The organism is Arthrobacter sp. V1I9, assembly GCF_030817075.1.
Taxonomy (GTDB): domain Bacteria; phylum Actinomycetota; class Actinomycetes; order Actinomycetales; family Micrococcaceae; genus Arthrobacter.
Genome location: NZ_JAUSYU010000001.1, coordinates 3,196,892 through 3,211,080, shown reverse-complemented (window position 1 = coordinate 3,211,080; position 14,189 = coordinate 3,196,892). Strand labels below are relative to the sequence as shown.

Sequence of the window (14,189 nt, the reverse complement as noted above, 5' to 3'; positions counted from 1 at the left end):
TTTCTAGATAAAAAGTGTGGAAAGAAGTGCGTTTCTTCGCGTATCCTTCAGAAATGTCGCCTTCAAGCTGGAACAGGGAAGTTCTGCAACCGCCGCCGTCCGCCGCCACCGCGGAACTGGACGTGATCTCGCTGGGGCGCCGCGTACGTCATCTGCGCAAACAGGCTGGCTTGACGCTCGATGACCTGAGTGCCGCCGTCGGGACCGCGCCCAGCCAGCTGAGCCTGATCGAGAATGGCAAACGGGAACCCAAGCTCGGGCTGCTGCAGCACCTGGCAGCGGCCCTCAACGTGGGCATCGACCAGCTGCTCGGGGCCGAACCTCCCAGCCGCCGCGCGGCGTTGGAAATCGAGCTGGAACGGTACCAGCGCGGACCCCTCTACGAGTCCCTGAACCTGCCCAGAATCCGCATCAGTTCGCGGCTTCCACTGGACGTCCTTGAAGCGCAAGTGGGGCTGCTGCACGAGCTTGAACGCAAGATGAACGAGCAGGTGGCAACGCCGGAGGAAGCACGCCGCGCGAACGGTGAACTGCGTGCCATGATGCGTGAGCGGGGCAACTACTTTCCGGAGTACGAACTGGAGGCGCAGAAGGTCCTCAAGGAGGTGGGTTACACCACCGGGCCCCTAAGCCAACATGTGATCGCGGACATCGCTGCCCATCTCGGATTTACCCTCCACCACGTGGGTGACCTGCCGCATTCCACGCGCTCGGTAACAGATTTGAAGAACCGCAGAATTTACCTGACCCAAAGCCAGCGGCAGGACCACGACCCCCGGTCGGTGCTCCTCCAGGCCCTCGGACACTACGTGCTGGGACACGGAACGCCCCGGAACTATGGTGATTTCCTCGCCCAGCGGGTGGCGACCAACTATTTCGCCGCCGCTCTCCTCCTCCCTGAGCAGGCAACAGTGGAATTTTTGCAAAAAGCCAAGGCGGCGAAGGAAATTGCGGTCGAGGATATCCGGGACGCCTTCGCCGTGTCCTATGAGACCGCGGCCCACCGCTTTACCAACCTGGCCACGAAGCATTTGGGCATCACCACGCATTTCCAGAAGACGCACCAGAGTGGGATCATCTACAAGGCCTACGAGAACGACGGCGTGAACTTTCCGCAAGACCACACCGGCGCCATCGAGGGACAACCGTCGTGCAAGGCGTGGACATCGCGGGCTGTGTTCGACGTGCCGGACAAGTTCAGCGCCTACAGCCAGTACACGGACACAGCGTCCGGTACGTACTGGTGCACCGCCCGCACCGAACGCTCGGCGAGCGGTGAGTTTTCGCTGAGTATCGGCGTGCCGTACCAGCACGTGAAGTGGTTCCGCGGGCGGGAGACAACGGCGCGGGCTACTTCCAACTGCCCGGATCCCACCTGCTGCAAGCGCCCGCCTGAATCCTTGACGTCCGAGTGGGCCGGGAACGCATGGCCTTCGGCCCGGGCACATTCGCACCTGCTGGCCGCCATGCCCCCGGGCGCGTTCCCCGGCGTGGACGAGACCGAGGTGTACAGCTTCCTGCAGGCGCACTCGGGGAGCTGACCCAACGCCCTCCCACGTATGGCTGGTTTTCCCCGAACGCTCGCTCAGGTTTTGCCGATTTTCCCGGAACGCTCGCTCAGGAGGTGCGGGAAACTTTTCGGCTAGCTGGCGGAAGGTGATGAGCGGGCGTTCCCGGGATTGGTGTGTTAAGTGAGGGGGCGTTCCCGGGTTTGGTGCATCTAGTGCGCGGGCGTTCAGCCATGGAGCTGCCGGTAGGCGTCGGCGGCCGCCGGGTGCAACGGAATGCCCGCCGTGTTGATCAAGGTTTCCGGGCTGAGGAACTGGACACCCAGGCTGGACTGGGGAATAAGCTCCTCCGCGTGGCCCACCACCAGCTCAACTATCCTTTTGACAGTCGCGTCAGCCAGGTCGCTCCGGCATAGCAGCAGATTTGTCACACCGACGGTCCACACGGCGGGAACTGCTTCGTAGGCTCCCTCGGGTATCAGCACGCTGTCATAGAAAACGCCGTACTTTGCCCGCAGCGCCGGAAGCAGCGCGGAGAGTTCCAGGAAATTGAGCCCGACGTCGTTATGGGCAGCAGCGATGGCCGCTGTGGGAACACCGCCGGACCAGAACAAGGCGTCCACTGCTCCCTCCCGCAGCGCCGTCAGCCCGTCATTGAGGCCCAGATTCAAGACGGTGACGGCCTGTCCGGCAGGCACGGCAGAACCTGTGCCGGCAGCGACGGGACTGAGCCCGGCAGCGTCGATCAGGCGGGGAGTCGTCAGGGACGTCCCCGAGCCCGGCTCGCCCACTGCAACCGTCTTTCCGGCCAGCTCGGCAATAGTCCGAATGCCGCTGGCCCTTCGGACCACGCAGTGGACGTAGTTTTCGTAAACCCTTCCGAGGGCCGTGATTCCGGCGTCGGACGAGATGCTCCCCGTTTGGCTTTGGGCTGCGGCATCGGCGAGAGCGACGGCGATCGTGGCCTTCCCGTTCAGGAGCTGTTCGAGGTTGTCCAGGCTGCCGCCGGTGGTCAGCGCCGTGGCGTTCCGCGCCACACCATGGCGCTGCAGGGATGCCGCCAACAGGGTCGCGAACTCCAGGTAAAAGCCGCCCGCTTCGCCGCCGGCAACGGTGACGGAATCCGGCCGTTCGTGTGCAGTACAGGCGCCCAGCGCTGGCAGCAGCAGGCCGGCGAACCCGGCGGCAACCCCGGCTTTGAGGGCCCCGCGCCTCGACAGCAGATTCAAGGACGGGTCAGTCATGCGGCGCCCCCTCGGGGCCAGGGAAGGGGCCTTCGGGAGCACGCGGAAACTCCAGGGAAACGGCCAAACCGTGCGGCGGGGCCTCGCCAAGCAGCAGGCGCCCCCCGTTGGCGACGGCCAGCTTCTCCACAATGGTCATGCCCAGGCCGTTGCCGCTGATGTCCCGGTGCTGTGGCGAGCGCCAAAACCTATTGGTGGCAGCAGCCCTCTGGTCGGACGAAAGCCCAGGCCCGTCGTCGGACACTTCAATAACCACGGTGGCGCCTCGCACGCGGACAGCAACTGATATGCGCGCACGGCCCGCGTATTTGATGGCGTTGTTCAGCAGTTCTCCCACCATCTGTGCAAGGTGGTCCGGGTTGCAGGTGATGAGCGCGGACTGCCCGGGCGCGCTGCCGAGGAGGATGGACGCTCCGGCGCGCCGGGCGGCAGGTCCTGCCCGTTCCGCTTCTTCCTGCACGATGGCGAGGGGGTCAACAGTTGCCTTGTCCCCAGGGAAAAGCTGGGCGGCCGGGGTGCCGGCAGAACCCTCGAAAGCCTGGTGCTCGGCCGCGGCAAGTTTAAGTACCCCGTCAAGGATCCCTTCCACGCGCTCGAGCTCCGTCACGACGGCGGCTGCCGCACTCCGCTCCCGCGCAGTTTTGAGTTCGAGCTGCAGCAGATCAATCCGCAGCCGCAGAGCGCCAACGGGATTTCGCAGCTCATGTGACGTGTCGGCGATGAGCTGGCGCTGGGCTTCGATACTGTCGCTGACGCTTTGGGCCATCGCACTGAACGAGCGGCTCAATTCCCTCAATTCCGGGGGGCCCTTCCGCCGGCAGCCGGCTGCTGCGGCCGGTGGTTTCAAGTTCCGCGACGGCGGCGTTGAGGCGGTGGACCGGGCGCAGGACCCAGCGGGTCACCCGCGCAGCTCCGATGAGGAACACGGCGGTGACCGTGGCAGCGGCCAGTCCGACGGCGAGCCAGCGTTCCCGCAGTTTTTGTCGGGCGACGTCCGGGTTGACCTCCAATACTGCTGCGCCCAGCACCTGGCTGGCGCTGCCGAAGGAACGGGAAATGATTTGGGTTCCGGTGCCGAACGGTTGTAGCGGTGTCAGGGTGGTGTCACTGAGGCTCAGGTTCGCCCGGGCAAGGGCGTCCTTCACGTCCTCCCGGTCCTCGTTCAGGCCCCCGGAGCAGAGGACTCCCTGCTGGAGCCGGATCAGGACTCCTTCCCCATAGAGCTCGGAGTACCTGTCCATTTCGGCTTGAAGCTGCGCGGAACCGCCTCCGTCAGTCCCGGCGTCGAACGCAACCTGCGCAAGCCTGTTGAGGGCAGCGGCCCGGTTGATCTGGAGCTCCTGGGTGAGCTCCCGGCTGGCGGAGGCCAGGATGGTGTAGGAAGCAATGAGCACCAGGAGGACGGCCAGGATGCTCAGGACGCCGAGGACACGGAGCTTCACGCAGGATCCGCCTCGATGCGGTAGCCAACACCACGGACGTTGATGATGAAACCGGGCATCTGCAGCTTGGACCGGAGGCCGGTCAAATGCACGTCCAGCGACCGTGAGGAGGCCAGGAAGGCGTCACCCCACAGCGCGTCCAGGATCTGTTCCCGTGTTACCACTGAACCTGCGTGGGTGGCCAGGAGCGCAAGCAGGTCGAATTCCGTGGCCGTCAGGGGAACTGCCTTATCACCGAGGACGGCCACCCGGCGCTCGAGGTCCACTTGGAGTTCTCCCAGCACGATAGGCCTCTGCCTGGTGTCCTTCGCGCGGCCCGTCCGCCGAGTGACGGCTTCAATCCGTGCAAGGAGTTCAACCAGCTTTACCGGCTTGACGAGGTAATCGTCGGCGCCCGAGCGCAGGCCCAGCACCACGCTGCGTTCGTCGTCGCGGGCGGTGAGGATCAGGATGGGAACGGGGGTGACCTGGCGAAGCTTGCGGAGTACCTCCAGACCGTCCATGTCGGGAAGCCCCAGATCCAGCAGGATGACCTCGAACCGCCGGTGCTCGAGGAGTGCGTCGGCGCCGCGGGAGACCCTGCTGGACGTATGCCCGGCCGATACCACTGCCGCGCCAAGGGCGGACGCCATGGCGTCGTCGTCCTCGACGATGAGCACATCCATTGCCAGTTCCTGTCCCGTCTAAGCTGCTGCCTGCCTTTGGAGGTTACCTCTTCCGCCGGTTTTCAGTCCTGCCAGCACGTCCGCGCGGCCGGGCAGGGCAAGGGGAAAACCTAAGGAAGTGTTAGGAAAATCGCCTTCGGCTTGGGCTGTGCCTTGCATCACCAATAGTTTTGGTGAGGTCCTCAGGCATCCCGGGGACGGTCAATGTCGAGGAGGAACCGTGAGCAATGTTGCCATGGACAGCACAAAAGTAGGGCCGGAGCGGATACCGGGGGCTGCGCAGCCAAGGAAGGTTCAGCGATGAGCACCCAGCAAACCGCAGCAGCAGGCGAGGCAGCCCAGACGCGCCGCGCAGTGAGCAACATACTCAAGGGCTCGGCCGGCAACCTCGTCGAGTGGTATGACCTGTACGTTTATACGGTCTTTGCCGCCTACTTCCAGTCCCACTTTTTCAACTCCACGGACGATCTTCAGGCCGGCCTCGAGGCAATGGCGGTCTTCTCCACGTCGTTCCTGATGCGCCCCATCGGAGCCTGGTTCTTCGGGCGCTATGCCGACCGCAAGGGCCGCAAGGCAGCGCTGACCCTCAGTGTCACCCTGATGTCCGCCGGTTCCTTCGCCATCGCGATCCTGCCCACCACCCAGCAGGTGGGCGTCTGGGCACTGATCCTGCTGATCCTGATCCGCCTGGTCCAGGGCTTCTCGGTGGGCGGCGAGTACGGTACCAGCGCCACTTACATGTCCGAAGCCGCAACGTCCAAGCGCCGGGGCTTCTTCTCCAGCTTCCAGTACGTCACCCTGATCGGCGGCCAGATGCTGGCACTGCTGGTTCTGGTGATCCTGCAGAACGCCCTTGGCAAGGACGCCCTCACCGAGTGGGGCTGGCGGATTCCCTTCGCATTGGGCGGCGTCGCGGCGCTGGTGGTCCTCTGGCTGCGGCGTTCAATGGAGGAAACCGTTTCGGCGGAGCAGGTAGAGGCCGCCAAGACCCCGGCCGCAGCAGGCGTAGCCCAGCCCGGCACCATGAAGCTGCTGTTCACCCAGTACTGGAAGCCGCTGCTGATCTGCATCGGCGTCACGCTGGGCGGCACGGTGGCGTTCTACACCTACACAAACTTCATCCTGAAGTTCATGAATGACACGTCCGGCATCGCCAAGACCGAGACCTCCGTGATCAACTTCTGGGCACTGTTTATCTTTATGCTCCTGCAGCCTGTTTACGGCATGATTTCTGACAACGTGGGCCGCAAGCCCCTGCTGCTGTGGTTCGGCATCACGGGTGTCCTGTTCACGTGGCCCCTGCTCTCCACCCTCGCCGGCACCCAGGATCCGTTCACTGCCTTCCTGCTGATGCTGGGCGGCCTGCTGATCGTGGGCGGCTACACCTCCATCAACGCCCTGGTGAAGGCTGAACTGTTCCCGGCCTCCATCCGTGCCCTCGGCGTCGGCCTGGGTTACGCGATCGCCAACTCCCTGTTCGGCGGGACGGTCCCGCTCATTGGAGCCGCCTTCCAGAAGGCCGAGCGGGTGGACCTGTTCTTCACCTACGTCACGGTGGCCATTGCCATCTCGCTGGTGGTTTACATCTTCGCGCTGAAGAACAAGAAGGCAACCCACCTGGACCACGAACAGGGCCACGCCTGGGTGCAGGGCCGCAAGGACGAAGACAAGGACAAGGACCTCGTAGACGCTTAGCGTCCAAGGGTAGGAAAGAAGGAACGACGGCGGGTGCCCACCCGCCGTCGTTCCTCTTTTGTCGGGGCTCCAGGAAGCCGGCCAGGCTGGCATGCCGGCGAGACCCAAATGAGTGCAAAGCGTGACCCTACCGGCATCGCCTGATGCCGCCGTCGCTGGTTCACTGGGAGGAGGCGGATTCCCGCCGTGTGCCGGGGGAGGCGACAGAGGTGTTTCGTTTTCAGCGGATGATGGCGTTGGGCGCTGTGATGGGACTGGCAGCGTGTGCAGCCCCGGCAGCGCCGGAGCTGCTTACGGCCGACGGCGTCGAGCGGGCCGCGGCAGACCGCGCGGCTTACCCGGACGAACTGGCTTCGTTCCGGGATTCCGCTTTGAGGCTGGGCGACGCACTCCTGGCCAGCGAAGAGGGGAACGTCATCGCATCGCCGGGCAGCCTGCTGATTGCCCTGGCCATGCTGCGCGCCGGCGCGTCCGGGGAGGCCGCCGCCGAAATGGACGCCGTGCTGGGACTACCGGAAGCGGACCGGGACGAGGCCATGAATGCCCTGCTCGCATCCCTCGAAGAGTACGACGGCGACCCCGGCTCGGTGGACGAGGACAACCCGCCCGCCAAACCGCTGGTGCACACTGCCAACGGACTGTTTGTGGACAAGAACGTCCCCACCGGCCGGGGCTACCTGGAGGCGCTCACGAAGCATTACGGGACAGGCGTGCATCCAGTGGATTTCCGTGACGAGGCGGCCACCAAACCCGCCATCGATGCGTGGGTCAACCGAAACACCGGCGGCCGGATCGAGAAAGCGCCGGCTCCGTATGACCCGGACAATACCTTCAGCCTGCTCAACGCCGTCTACTTCGCTGCCGCCTGGGACGTTCCGTTTGACGCGGAGGGGACCTGGGATGAAGCGTTCGCCACGGCAGATGGCATGGTTGATGTCCCCATGTTGCACGGCCTGCAGGAAATGGCCTACGCCGAGGGCCCGGGCTGGCAGGCCGTCGACCTCCCGTATGGTGGGGGTTTTGTGATGCGGCTGGTGCTTCCCGCCGAGGATTCCGACGGCGGTGCCGGCGCCCTCAAAGCCGACCGGCTGGCGGAGGTGGCACTTGCCCTTGAGACGGCCGACCCGGAGGATATTGACCTGGCACTGCCCACGTGGGACCACAAGAGCCACTTTGACGTCCGGGCCATCCTCGAAAAGCTTGGACTGCGGAAGACCTTGAGCACCACCAGTGATTTCGACGCAATCCAGCCGGGGCTGATGATCACGCAGGCTGCCCAGGACGCCAACATCACCGTGGCGGAGAAAGGGACCGTGGCCGCCGCCGTCACACAGATCAACGGCATGGCCACGAGCGTCCAGCCCGAGCCGGCGCGGTCCATCAGTTTCGACCGGCCGTTCCACTACCAGGTTGTGCATGTGGGGACGGGCCTGCCGTTGTTTATGGGGAAGGTGGCGGCCCCGCGGTAAGCGCGAGGATCCGCTAGCGCGTGCCGCCCTGCCAAAGGGCGTCGAACGGAGCCCCGGAGGCCACCCGGTTGCGGATTCCGGCGCTGACGAAGTCTTTGGCTGCCCGGGCAGCTTCCAGCGGCGTGGCACCCTTGGCCAGTTCCGCCGTTACTGCCGCCGCGAGCGAGCAGCCGGCGCCGGACACCGCCACCTCGCCCACTTTGGGCGCGCTGAGGACTTCCAAGGTTTCGCCGTCGTAGTAGACGTCGACGGCGTCCGGGCCTGCCAGCCGCACCCCGCCCTTGGCCAGCACTGCGGCCCCGCTGAGCTCGTGGATGCGTACAGCAGCAGCCTTCAGGGACTCCACATCATTGATCTCCAGCCCGGAAAGGGACTCAGCTTCGAAGTGGTTCGGCGTGACGAAGGTGGCCAGGGGGAGGATCTGCGCCTTCAATGCCTGGTCCGTGTCCAGGGCATGCCCGGGCTCCTGGCCCTTGCAGATGAGCACGGGGTCCAGGACCACGTTGCGGAACTGCCCTGCCTTGAGGGCGCCGGCCACAGTGTTGATGGTGGCCGGGCTGCCCAGCATGCCGATCTTCACGGTTTCCAGCACCGACGTCGCGCCCGATTCCGGCCCGTAGGCCGCCGTCGTCGCCTCCAGCTGGTCTGCTATCACCTGCTGGTCCACCGGGACAAAGCGGTGGTTCCAGCTGTCGTTCGGGTTGAAGGACACGATGCAGGTGAGGTTGGCAATGCCAAAGACGCCGAGCTCCTGGAAGGTCTTCAGGTCGGCCTGGGCGCCGGCGCCGCCGGTGGCTTCAGAGCCTGCAATGGTCAGGACAACAGCGGGAGCGGCAGCGGGGGACTGGACGTCGGTGGGAACAGAAGTCATGGCACTATCCTGCCATCCGGCGTCGCCCGCCCGCTTTGTGTGCCTGAACAGCGTTCAATGGGAGAATTGGGCGGACAGTGCTAATACAGCCGGCGGCCGGCATCAACCCCGGACGCCCGAGCGAACCACTATGAATGGAATCCCCATGCCCTCAGGCTCAGGCCACAACGCCCTGCCCGAAACAACCCCGCCAGGCAGCGCAGCCAAGTTCGCCTCCATCGGTTCTCCCTACTTCGGGATCATGCTGGCGTCCATGGCGGTGGTACTGATCCTGTCCAACATCGGGGCGTCGAAGGGCGTAGCCATCGGGCCGATCATCACCGACGGCGGCTTCTTCCTCTTTCCGCTGGCGTACATCCTGGGCGACGTCATCAGCGAGGTCTACGGCTTCAGGGTGGCCCGCAAGGCCATTCTCACCACGTTCGCGCTGTCCGTCTTCGCGTCCCTCTGCTACTGGGTGATCATTGCCCTGCCCGGCTTTGACGACGAGTTTGGAACGTCAAAGCAGGCCGCCCTGGAAGGCGCATTGGGCCCGGTACCGCAGATTGTGCTGGCTTCGCTGCTTGCATTCCTTGCCGGGCAGACCATCAACTCGTGGATCCTCGTCAGGATGAAGGCCCGCTCGGGTGAGAAGTCACTGTGGGCGCGCCTTATGGGTTCTTCCGGTGCCGGCGAATTCGTGGACACCCTCATCTTCTGCAGCATCGCCGCTTCCGTCATCGGCATTACCGACTTCGGGACGTTCGTGAACTACGTGGTGGTGGGCTTCGTTTACAAGACTTTGGTGGAGTTCCTCTTCGTGCCAGTCACGTCGCTGGTCATCGGCTGGATCAAGAAGCGCGAGCCGAGCTACGGCGTGGTTCCCTCGCCCGCGGCCTGAGGCCCCGCCGCGCACGCCGTCGGCTGCTGCCCGATTCGACGGTTCCCTGCGCACTCGACGTTCGAGATCGTCGCGCCTGCAGGGAACCGTCGAAACGGCGGTGCTCAGCCGTGCTCCGAGCCCTGGGCCAACGCCCGCAGCACGCGGTACTTGAATTCGGCCTCGTTAAACAGGTCCTTCCACTCCACCCGGAGAAACGTCCAGCCTTCCTCCATCAGCGCTTTCTCGCGCCGGCGTTCCTCGAACAGGACCTCATTGGTGGGGCGGTACTCGAAGTACTTTGACTTGCCATCAAATTCAAGGGCAACCTTGCGTTCCGGCCAGGCGAAGTCCAGCCGGTGCCGTCCGAGTGGCGTGTGAACTTCGAACTGGGGGACAGGGACTTCTATTTTGAGCCTCACGAGCAGCTCCCTGGTGAGGCTCTCGCCGGCTGACTCTGAACGGGGGTCGGCAAGTTCAAGGGCCCGGCGCAGTGCCAGTACTCCGTTGCGGCCTGCCAACGCGGCGCAATGACCCCTCAGGAGTGGAAGATCTGCGCCCAGCCTGGCAGCGTGATCCACCAGGATCACGGACTGCCGGAGATTGAACATCAGGCAGCAGTCCACCACCGTGCGTTCCAACGAAGTGCACGGCAAGCCGTCCACAAACGAGAGGTCGCGGCTGATAAGACTCCTGGTGTGGGCAACGACCCCATGCCCGTGTGAGACCTTGGACGGGCGACCCGATTGGGTCAAGTGCACCAGGTCATCGACGTCCCACAGGTGAAGCCGCCGCAAGCTGGCACCCGAGGTGTGGCTGTAGACAAACCCGCCTGCCGACGTCGTTCTGGTTCCGTGCGCGTGGGCATGGATGATTTGGCGACGGCGTCCGGCGGCTTTCAAGCCTGTCCACCAGGCGCTGCGCGCATAACAGCCACGCCGCACCCGCAGCAGGGTTCCTTCGCGGACCAGTGCCGCAATGGCCCGGGAGTTCAGCCCCTGTTCGAGGAGTTCATCCGTCCGCCAGAGGTTCACCGACGGAGGAAGGGCGGCAAGTGTGGTCATGGCTCCACAATCGCCGGGCCGGCCTCGGCAGCCCAGGGCCGGACACCGCTATGTGCACAAGCCCGTTTCGACGGTTCCCTGCGCACTCGACGTTTGAAAGCGTCGCGCCTGCAGGGAACCGTCGAAACGGCGTCCGGGCACCATTCCGCCCGGCACCTTTGCGGGGGATTACGACGGCGGGACCAGCCGGAGCCTAGGAGTAGTACTGTCCCAGCGTCTCGGCCTTGAAATCGAAGAAGGTGCCGGCCTCGATGGCCAGGCGGGCGTCGTCCACCATCTTCACCACAAAGCGCTCGTTGTGGATGGAGATCAGCGTGGCGGACAGCATCTCCTTGCCCTTGAACAGGTGGTGGATGTACGCCCGGGAGTAATGGGTGCAGGTGTAGCAGTCGCAGCCGTCCTGGAGGGGGCCGAAGTCGCGCTTGTACTTCGCCCCGGAGAGGTTGAACCGGCCCTGGGGCGTGTAGAACGCGGAGTTCCGGGCCACCCGGGTGGGGGAGACGCAGTCGAAGGTGTCGGCGCCGTTCTCGATGGCGGTGAAGATGTCGTCCGGCTCGGAAATGCCCAGCAGGTGGCGCGGCTTGTCCTCCGGGAGTTCCTCGTTGCACCAGCGCACAATCGTTCCCAGGTTCTCCTTCTCCAGTGCCCCGCCGATGCCGAATCCGTCGAACGGCATGGCGCCCAGGTCCCGGCACGCCTTCCGCCGCAGGTCCTCGTACTGCGCGCCCTGGATCACGCCGAACAGGGCCTGGTACGGCTTGCCCACCCGCGAGGACGTCAGGCGGAAGTGCTCCTCAATGCAGCGCAGTGCCCACAGCCGGGTGCGCTCCAGCGACTCCTCCTGGTAGCCGCGCGAGTTCTGCAACGTGGTCAGTTCGTCGAAGGCGAACATGATGTCCGCGCCGATCTGGTGCTGGACCTGCATGGAGATTTCGGGGGAGAAGCGGTGCTTGTCGCCGTTCAAATGCGATTTGAACCAAACGCCGTCGTCGTCTATGTGGGCGAGGCGTTCCTTGCCGGGGGCAACGGCGTCATCCGGCCCGGACGCGTCCACGGATTTCATGTCGATGACCTTTTTGAACCCGGATCCCAGACTCATCACCTGGAATCCGCCGGAGTCCGTGAAGGTGGGCCCGGACCAGTTCATGAACGCGCCAAGGCCGCCTGCCTCGTCGAGGATGTCGGCGCCCGGCTGCAGGTACAGGTGGTAGGCGTTGGCCAGCAGGGCCTGGGCGCCGAGGTCTGCCATGGACTCGGGCAGCACGGCCTTGACCGTGGCTTTGGTCCCGACGGCGATGAACGCCGGCGTCCGGATCTCACCATGGGGAGTGGTGATGGTGCCGGTGCGTCCCAGGAACTGCCCGCCGTTGGATGCCACCTGGGCACCCGACGGCGGGCAGGTCTCGGCAAGGCGGGTGCCCACCCGGAACCCGAAATGAGACTGCCGCGCTGCTGCACCCGGCGCCGCCTCGCGGGGGGACACTGGCCGGTACGAAGGCCCGGTTTCCGTCAGGGCGGCAGAAGGGGAAGGAGCAGAAGCAGGGTTGGCTGGCACCGTACCAGTGTGCCAGCAATCGTGCAGGTCCCTCAGCTCACCGGTTCGGATGTGGGGTAGTTCTCAGCCCGCCAGGAGTCCCAGGACGCGCGGATCGCATCGAGCCTGGCGGCGCCCAGGCCGTACGTCGAGGCGATCACCAGGGACCCGCCGTCGGGCCGGACGTCGTCGATGGCAAGCTGGTTCGGCGACCACCAGGAGGCCGTCACCGTGGTCCGCGTAGCTGTGCACCGTCAATCCCACCTGGTGGTTGGTCCGGTACCAGACCTTCCCGGAAATCTCCTCGCCGGTGGCCAGGGTCAGTTCGTAGTTGTCACCGCGGGAGGGGAGCTCGGCCAGGCCGAGTTTGTCGATGGCGGAGCCGGGTCCGCCCGGTAGCTGCAGGAACAGCGTATGGCGCTTGCCGTGCGGGTGGCGTTCCAGTGTGAAGCGGAGCTGCTGCAGGAATGTGAGCCAGCCCTGGGTGATGTCCTCGTCCCAGGCCGCCCATTCGGAGTTGTGGTCCACGGCGGCCCGGGTCACGCTGACCAGCGTCCCCTGGGGAACCGGCCTCAGCTCGAAGATGTCCCCGCCGTGGACCGTCAGGCTGGTGTGGTCCGGCGCTTCCTCCACGTCGGAGGAGAAGTAGATTTCCTTGATCTCGGCGTCCAGGTCCTCGGCTTGCCAGCCGTGCCATTGAGCGACTTTGGACGGTTCGCGCAGCATTGTCCAGACCTGCGGCGCGTCAGCATTGATCACCACGCTCAAATTGTTAGTCATAGCCCCGAATGTACAACTCCGGCCGGGTGCCGGGTAGAGGGAATTTACTTAGGCGCGGACAGCCTCAAGTTCGTTGCTGATGCGGCGTTCAAGTTCGCCGGACCCGATGGTTTCAGAACCTCCGTGGGCACGGAGGAACAGCAGGGATTCGAGCCGCAGCAGCCGCCATTCCCGCTCGGCATCGTGGTTGGAGTTGTCGATGGACCGGAAAATTTCCTTGTCGTACAGGTTGGGCTCATTCAGGGACCGCTGCCGGACCTTGGCGGCCATCCTCGCCTTGAACGGATCGGTCTCCTGGTTTTCCGGGGTCCGGATCAGCCTCTCGTAGACCTCTGCCCGCTCCTTCTGGCCGTCCTGCCGGCAGATGTAGCTGGACAGCGCCAGGGACGCCTCCACCGAGGTCCACCGGCCGGGATTCCCGTCGTACGGCAGGACGTTCAGCAGGTCCGCGACCGCCAGGGAGCCGTCGGCGTCCTTGAGGGTGATGAAGAGTTCGTGGGCGAGGTCGCTGAGGTCCTTGAGGCAGCTGCCCGACTTAAAGTTCACGCCCTTCGCCAGCCGGTCGGCCAGCAGCAGCACGCCCATCGCGTCCGGGTGTGCCTCCGCTGCGGCTTCCACCACCGATTCCGGCGTGCCTTGCGGAGCCGGGATCAGGGCGAGCTCTTCCTCGCTGGGGCCGCTGGCCGCCGGCGGAACCGCGGGCAGCGGAGGTACGACGACGGCGGGAGCCACTGGTGCCGCAGCGGGGGTTTCGCCGGGCTGCTCCTGCCGGGCCTCCTCGAAAGGCTCCGCCGGCACGGGAAGCGGCGTTACGGCGTCGGACGCTCCCTCGGTTACCGTCACGGTGGTGGCCACGGCGATACGCAGAGTGCCGCCGCCGGCCAGGCTGGCGAGTACCAGCGCGGGGGCGCCGAAATCGTCCGGTTCCAGCTCCACCTGGTGGATCTCCGCCGTCCGTTCACCGCCGGGCAGGAGGATGTGGCTGCCGGGGGTCAGGGATCCAGCCTGCTGTTCACGATGGTGCCGGGCGGCTGGTGTTTCGGTCATGGGAGTCCTTA

At 65.1% G+C, this 14,189-nt stretch carries 10 protein-coding genes and 2 pseudogenes; 4 read left to right on the top strand and 8 right to left on the bottom strand.

Going from position 1 to position 14,189, the window contains the following annotated elements:
- Positions 1-26 precede the first annotated feature (26 nt).
- A complete protein-coding gene (locus QFZ70_RS14905; RefSeq protein WP_307096708.1) occupies positions 27-1,541 on the top strand; it encodes a helix-turn-helix transcriptional regulator in 1,515 nt (504 codons plus the stop codon).
- Positions 1,542-1,735: 194 nt separating this feature from the next.
- Here the strand turns inward: QFZ70_RS14905 and QFZ70_RS14900 are convergent, their stop codons facing one another.
- From QFZ70_RS14900 to QFZ70_RS14890, 3 genes and pseudogenes are all read right to left on the bottom strand, one after another.
- Complete coding sequence (locus tag QFZ70_RS14900; RefSeq protein WP_307096707.1) at positions 1,736-2,752, bottom strand: TAXI family TRAP transporter solute-binding subunit; 1,017 nt, start codon at positions 2,750-2,752, stop codon at positions 1,736-1,738.
- Positions 2,745-4,194: pseudogene (locus QFZ70_RS14895) on the bottom strand (ATP-binding protein). Before QFZ70_RS14895 ends, QFZ70_RS14900 begins: the two are co-directional and overlap by 8 nt.
- Entirely contained in the window at positions 4,191-4,859 is a 669-nt protein-coding gene (locus QFZ70_RS14890) for a response regulator transcription factor (protein ID WP_307096705.1), read from the bottom strand. The pseudogene QFZ70_RS14895 and the gene QFZ70_RS14890 overlap by 4 nt, the downstream one beginning before the upstream one ends.
- A 300-nt stretch (positions 4,860-5,159) precedes the next feature.
- On the opposite strand from QFZ70_RS14890, the gene QFZ70_RS14885 reads away from it, so the two are divergent.
- Both QFZ70_RS14885 and QFZ70_RS14880 read left to right on the top strand, forming a co-directional pair.
- On the top strand, positions 5,160-6,554 hold the full coding sequence (locus tag QFZ70_RS14885; RefSeq protein ID WP_307096703.1) for an MFS transporter: 1,395 nt from the start codon (positions 5,160-5,162) through the stop codon (positions 6,552-6,554).
- A gap of 248 nt (positions 6,555-6,802) precedes the next feature.
- Entirely contained in the window at positions 6,803-8,023 is a 1,221-nt protein-coding gene (locus QFZ70_RS14880) for a serpin family protein (RefSeq protein ID WP_307097894.1), read from the top strand.
- Between the two features lie 13 nt (positions 8,024-8,036).
- Here QFZ70_RS14880 and QFZ70_RS14875 read toward each other — a convergent pair whose 3' ends face one another.
- Entirely contained in the window at positions 8,037-8,894 is an 858-nt protein-coding gene (locus QFZ70_RS14875) for a hydroxymethylpyrimidine/phosphomethylpyrimidine kinase (protein WP_307096702.1), read from the bottom strand.
- Between the two features lie 145 nt (positions 8,895-9,039).
- On the opposite strand from QFZ70_RS14875, the gene QFZ70_RS14870 reads away from it, so the two are divergent.
- A complete protein-coding gene (locus QFZ70_RS14870) occupies positions 9,040-9,774 on the top strand; it encodes a queuosine precursor transporter (RefSeq protein WP_307096701.1) in 735 nt (244 codons plus the stop codon).
- A gap of 104 nt (positions 9,775-9,878) precedes the next feature.
- Here QFZ70_RS14870 and QFZ70_RS14865 read toward each other — a convergent pair whose 3' ends face one another.
- The 4 genes and pseudogenes from QFZ70_RS14865 to QFZ70_RS14850 form a co-directional block, all read right to left on the bottom strand.
- Positions 9,879-10,817, bottom strand: coding sequence for a type IV toxin-antitoxin system AbiEi family antitoxin domain-containing protein (locus tag QFZ70_RS14865; protein ID WP_307096699.1), 939 nt, complete (start codon positions 10,815-10,817; stop codon positions 9,879-9,881).
- A 193-nt stretch (positions 10,818-11,010) separates the two neighbouring features.
- Positions 11,011-12,300, bottom strand: coding sequence for a tRNA guanosine(34) transglycosylase Tgt (gene tgt, locus QFZ70_RS14860; RefSeq protein WP_307097893.1), 1,290 nt, complete (start codon positions 12,298-12,300; stop codon positions 11,011-11,013).
- 104 nt (positions 12,301-12,404) lie between these two features.
- Positions 12,405-13,131, bottom strand: a pseudogene (locus tag QFZ70_RS14855) (SRPBCC domain-containing protein).
- A 48-nt stretch (positions 13,132-13,179) separates the two neighbouring features.
- Complete coding sequence (locus tag QFZ70_RS14850; RefSeq protein ID WP_307096698.1) at positions 13,180-14,178, bottom strand: DUF6707 family protein; 999 nt, start codon at positions 14,176-14,178, stop codon at positions 13,180-13,182.
- Positions 14,179-14,189 lie beyond the last annotated feature (11 nt).